Source organism: Streptomyces sp. SID5643 (assembly GCF_009872555.1).
Lineage (GTDB): Bacteria > Actinomycetota > Actinomycetes > Streptomycetales > Streptomycetaceae > Streptomyces > Streptomyces iakyrus.
On record NZ_WWIC01000017.1, the window covers coordinates 1 to 5,029 of the forward strand.

3 protein-coding genes and 2 pseudogenes are annotated in these 5,029 nt (G+C 74.3%); 4 read left to right on the forward strand and 1 reads right to left on the reverse strand.

The window, feature by feature from the left end; genetic code table 11:
• The 4 genes and pseudogenes from aspA to GTY56_RS40260 all read left to right on the forward strand — a co-directional run.
• A pseudogene (gene aspA, locus GTY56_RS01985) lies at positions 1 to 360 on the forward strand (aspartate ammonia-lyase); the annotation flags it as partial.
• 34 nt (positions 361 to 394) lie between these two features.
• A complete protein-coding gene (locus GTY56_RS01990) occupies positions 395 to 1,327 on the forward strand; it encodes a glutaminase (protein WP_161361833.1) in 933 nt (310 codons plus the stop codon).
• A gap of 157 nt (positions 1,328 to 1,484) precedes the next feature.
• Positions 1,485 to 2,879 (forward strand): polyprenol phosphomannose-dependent alpha 1,6 mannosyltransferase MptB, encoded by a 1,395-nt coding sequence (mptB, locus tag GTY56_RS01995; RefSeq protein ID WP_161361835.1) that lies wholly within the window; start codon positions 1,485 to 1,487, stop codon positions 2,877 to 2,879.
• On the forward strand, positions 2,876 to 4,261 hold the full coding sequence (locus GTY56_RS40260) for a glycosyltransferase 87 family protein (RefSeq protein WP_161361836.1): 1,386 nt from the start codon (positions 2,876 to 2,878) through the stop codon (positions 4,259 to 4,261). The genes mptB and GTY56_RS40260 overlap by 4 nt, the downstream gene beginning before the upstream one ends.
• A gap of 59 nt (positions 4,262 to 4,320) precedes the next feature.
• On the opposite strand, the pseudogene GTY56_RS40265 reads toward GTY56_RS40260, so the two are convergent.
• Positions 4,321 to 4,926: pseudogene (locus GTY56_RS40265) on the reverse strand (D-alanyl-D-alanine carboxypeptidase family protein); the annotation flags it as partial.
• Between the last annotated feature and the right edge of the window lie 103 nt (positions 4,927 to 5,029).

The window sequence follows — 5,029 nt, forward strand, 5'->3', positions numbered from 1 at the left end:
ATGGCCGCGGAGGCCGGGCAGCTCCAGCTCAACGCCTTCGAGCCGATCATCCTGCACTCCCTGTCGGAGTCCATCACGCATCTGCGTGCGGCGTGCCTGACCCTGGCCGAGCGCTGTGTGTCGGGCATCACCGCCAACACCGAGGCACTGCGCGCGAGCGTGGAGAACTCCATCGGCCTGGTCACCGCCCTCAACCCGCACATCGGCTACACCGCGGCCACCGACATCGCCAAGGAGGCCCTCGCCACCGGCCGGGGCGTCGCCGAACTCGTCCTGGAAAAGGGCCTGCTCCCCGCCGAGACCCTCACCGCCCTGCTACGCCCCGAGGTCCTGGCAGGCAGTGGCCACGCCCCGGCCTGACCCGCACGAGCGCACCCGGACCGGCGGAGGGACAATGGTGATCATGACGTCGTCGACGACCTTCCAGCCGGTCCTGGAGCGCATCGCCGAGGAGATCGAGCGGACCCCCGGCCGCGGCCGGCCCGCCGACTACATCCCGGCGCTCGCCGCCTGCGACCCGCGCAGCTTCGGCATGGCCGTCGCCGACCTCGACGGCACGGTGCACGGCGTGGGGGAGTGGCGGCGGCCGTTCTCCGCGCAGTCCCTCACCAAGGTCTTCACCCTCGCCCTCGACCTGGCCCGCGAGGGCGACGCCCTGTGGGAGCACGTGGGCCGCGAGCCCTCCGGCAACCCCTTCAACTCCCTCGTCCAGCTGGAGTACGAGAACGGCATCCCGCGCAACCCGTTCATCAACGCGGGCGCTCTCGTCGTCACCGACCGGCTGCACACCCGTACCGGCGACGCCTCGGGCGAACTGCTGTCGTTCCTGCGGACGGAGAGTGGCAACTCCGGCCTGACCTTCGACCAGGAGGTCGCCGCCTCGGAGTCCGCCCACGGTGACCGCAACGCCGCACTCGGCCACTTCATGGCCTCCTACGGCAACATCGACAACCCCGTGCCGACGCTCCTGGAGCAGTACTTCCGGCAGTGCTCGATCGCCGCCTCCTGCGCCGACCTCGCGCTCGCCACGAGCTTCCTCGCCCGGCACGGCATCCGCGCCGACGGCACCCGCCTGCTCAGCCGCAGCCAGGCCAAGCAGATCAACGCGATCATGCTCACCTGCGGCACCTACGACGCCGCGGGTGACTTCGCGTACCGCGTCGGCCTGCCCGGCAAGAGCGGGGTCGGCGGCGGCATCATCGCGGTCGTACCCGGCCGCTGCACCTTGTGCGTATGGAGCCCGGGGCTCGACGAGCGGGGCAACTCCGTGGCGGGCGTCGCGGCGCTCGACCGGTTCACGACCCTGACCGGCCTGTCGGTCTTCTGACCGCTGATCGCACCCGGTCGCCTTCGCGGCAGGACCGTCACCGCGGCCGTCACACTCCGGCCGGTGATCACCGGCCGGTCACACGCGGGCCGCCGACTGGAGAGGGAAGCGTCCCCTGCCGGTCATGCGCCGTTGACACGCTGCCCGAGTGTTGGCCATGGCTTTCCCCGTCGATCTCCGCCGCTGCCAGGTACTCGGCCTGGCCGGTGCCGCCTGCCTCGCCCTGGGCGGTGAGACGGCCGGCGCCCTGCCCGCGGCGGACCTCCTCCACCCCGCATCCGCCCGCGCCGCCCTCGGCCTGGTCGGCGTGTACTTCGGCGTCGTCCTGCTGATCGCGGCCTGGCTGCTGCTGGGCCGGCTGGTCCGGGGACCGCGACCACCCGCCCCCCGCGCCCTGCTGCTCGTCCTCGCCGTCTGGGCGGCCCCGCTGCTGATCGCCCCGCCGCTGTTCAGCCGCGACGTCTACAGCTACCTCGCCCAAGGGGCGATGGTCGAGGCGCACATGGACGTGTACGCACACGGCCCGTCCCGGCTCGGCGGCCCGCTCGCCGACGAGGTCGCACCCCTCTGGCGGCACACCGGCGCCCCGTACGGCCCGGTGTTCCTCGCCGTCGCGGCGGCCCTGTCCGGTCTGACCGGCGGCGAACTGCCCGCCGGTCTGTTCGGGATGCGGCTCGTCGCCCTCGCCGGCGTGGCCCTGATGGCGGCCGCGCTGCCGCGCCTCGCCCGCCACAGCGGCGCCGACCCGTCCGCCGCGCTGTGGCTCGGCGCCCTCAACCCACTGGTGCTGCTGCACTTGGTCGCGGGCGCTCACAACGACGCCGTCATGCTCGGCCTGCTCGGCATCGGGCTGGTGGCGGCGCTCGGCCGGTGGCCGGTCCTCGGCGCCGTCCTCGTCACCCTCGCCGCCCTGGTCAAGGCGCCCGCCGTGCTCGGTCTGGCCGCCGTCGTCGTCCTCCAGGTCCGCGCGGGCCGCAGCCCGGTGCGGGCCCTGGTGCCGACCGCTGTCGCAGCCGCCGCGACCACGGTCGCCGCGACGGCCGTGGCCGGCACCGGCTACGGCTGGGTCGGCGCCCTGAACACCCCTGCCTCGCCGCAGAACTGGGCCCTGACCACCCTCCTGGGGCGCGCCACCCGGGCCCTGCTGGAACACCTCGGCAGCGGACTCGCGCCGCTGGCGGTCCCCGCCTGGCACGCGCTGGGCATCCTGACCGCGGTGACCGCGATCGTGCTGATCTGGCTGCGGCTGCGCCCCCGGCCCGTGTACGCGCTCGGCCTGTCCCTGGCGGCGGTGGCCGCGCTAGGCCCGGCGATCCGCCCCTGGTACGCCCTGTGGGGCCTGTTCCTCATCGCCGCCGCCGCACCGAGTACGTCCGTACGCCACCGCACGGCGGCGGTGACCGGCGTCCTCGCGCTGTGCGTCCTGCCCAGCGGCGGCCCGGCGGACACCGGACAACTCGTGCTCGCCGTCTCCGGCGGGGCACTCGCGGTCGTCGTGCTGTGGCAGGCCCACCAGGCCGAACTCGCCCCGGCACCGGGAAGCGCGGCATGACCCCGGCCCTGCCGCACACCGACCGGGGCCGGCTGCTGCTGGTGCTCGCCCTCGCCACGCTGGTGACGCTCTTCACCGCGACCGTGCCGCTGCTGCGCGACTGGTTCGACCTGCGCGTCTACCACGGCAGCATCGACTCCTGGGTCCACCACGGCGGCCGCGTCTACGACTACCGGGTGCCCGGCACGCCGTACGGCTTCACCTACCCGCCGTTCGCCGCCGTCGCCATGCTGCCCATGGGCCTGCTGTCCCTGCACGCCGCGATCGCCGTCGCCCTGCTGCTCAACCTGGCCGCCCTGGCCGTGGTCCTGCGTCTGCTCGCCGGACCGGACCGGCGGCGCCTCGGCTGGTACGGCTGGGCCCTGATCGTCTGTCTGCTCGCCCTGTTCGAACCGCTCCGCGACACCTTCAGCTTCGGGCAGGTCAACCTCCTGCTGCTGGCGCTCGTGCTCGCCGACGCGTCGCTGCTCGCCACCGGGCGCGGACGCCTGGCGGGCGGCGGCATCGGTCTCGCGGCCGCGATCAAGCTCACGCCCGCGCTGTTCATCGGTCTGCTGCTGGTGGCCGGACGCCGGCGCGCGGCAGCGGTCGCCACGGCGGTCGCCGCTGGCGCCACGGCCCTCGCGGCCATGGTGGACCCGGACGCCTCGCGCTTCTACTGGACCGAGGCGCTGTGGGACACCAGCCGCGTGGGGCACCTCGGTTACGTCTCGAACCAGTCGGTGCAGGGCGTCCTGGCGCGGCTCGGCGAACCGGACCGCGCTGTGTGGGCGGTGGCGGTCCTGCTGGTCCTCGGCGTGTGGGCGCGGCGGGCGCGCCGGGCGGCCGCGGCGGGGGACTGGACGGCGGCGTTCGCCCTGACCGGCCTCGCCGCCTGCCTCGTCAGCCCGATCACCTGGGTGCACCATCTCGTCTGGCTGCTCCCGTCCTTCGTCGTGCTGGTCCGCGCGGGGCGCCCCCGGGTGGCGGGCGCCCTGTACGGGGTGCTGTGCACGAGCGTGGTGTGGCTGTGGTTCGACGACGCGTCCGGCGTCGACGGGTTCCTGGGCAGCAACACCTACGCCTGGATCACCCTGGGCCTGCTGCTGTGGCTGCCGGCCGGTCAGTCCCGGCCGGGCCTGCGGACCGGAAGCCGCAGCACCAGCACCACGACCGCCGCGCCCGTACCGACGGCGCCCGCGATCAGCCCCGCCTCCGTCCAGACGGACCCCTGCTCGGCCTCTACGGCCGCCGCGACCGCGGGCGGCGTCGTCACCGCCGGACGCGCGGGCGCGGGCGGCGCACCGAGCGAGCCCACCGCCTCGACCCTCCCGGCCGATCCGAAGCCCCAGTCGAGCAGCGAGCGCGCCTCCTCGTACACGGCGGACGCGCCGCCCTCCTGAGGGTTCATCACCGTCACGACCAGGGTGCGCCCGTCCCGGCGCGCTGCCGCGACGAGCGTGCTGCCGGCCTTGCTGGTGTAGCCGTTCTTGATCCCGATCAGCCCCCGGTAGGGCTTCACGCCCTTGGCACCGCTGAGCAGCCGGTTGGTGTTGAGGATCGGGTACGACCAGCCGCCGCCACCGGGAAACCTGGCCTCGACCGTGGCGCAGTACCGGGCGAAGTCGGGGTTGCGCAGCCCCACCCGGCCGAACACCGCCAGGTCGAACGCCGACGACACCTGGCCCGGTGCGTCGTAGCCGTCGGGCGACACCACGTGGGTGTCATGGGCGCCGAGGGACCGGGCCTTGGCCTGCATCCGCTCAGCCGTGAGCCGCCAGCCGCCGTTGAGCTCGGCCAGGACGTGCACGGCGTCGTTGCCCGAGTTGAGGAAGACGCCCCGCCACAGGTCGGCGACCCGGTACGTACGGCCCTCGGCGACCCCGACCAGACTGCTGCCGGCCCCGATGCCCTTCAGCTCCCGTGCATGGACCGTGTGCCGGATGCCCGCGGGCAGTCCGGGCAGCACGGTGAGGGCGAACAGGGTCTTCAGGGTGCTGGCCGGGGGCAGTCTTCGGTGGGCGTTGTGCGCGGCGAGCACCTCACCGGTGCGGGCATCGGCCACCACCCAGGACAGTGCGGAAACCTTCGGGACGCGAGACGCCCCGGCGCGCAGGCGGACCTGGGTGCCGGGACGGTACAGCAGTGAGGGGTGCGGCGCCGCGGCCCTC

Bases quoted from the DNA above. Each gene is read 5' to 3' on its own strand.
- GTY56_RS01990 (WP_161361833.1), top strand. From the start codon at position 395: ATGGTGATCATGACGTCGTCGACGACCTTCCAGCCGGTCCTGGAGCGC.
- mptB (WP_161361835.1), top strand. From the start codon at position 1,485: ATGGCTTTCCCCGTCGATCTCCGCCGCTGCCAGGTACTCGGCCTGGCC.
- GTY56_RS40260 (WP_161361836.1), top strand. From the start codon at position 2,876: ATGACCCCGGCCCTGCCGCACACCGACCGGGGCCGGCTGCTGCTGGTG.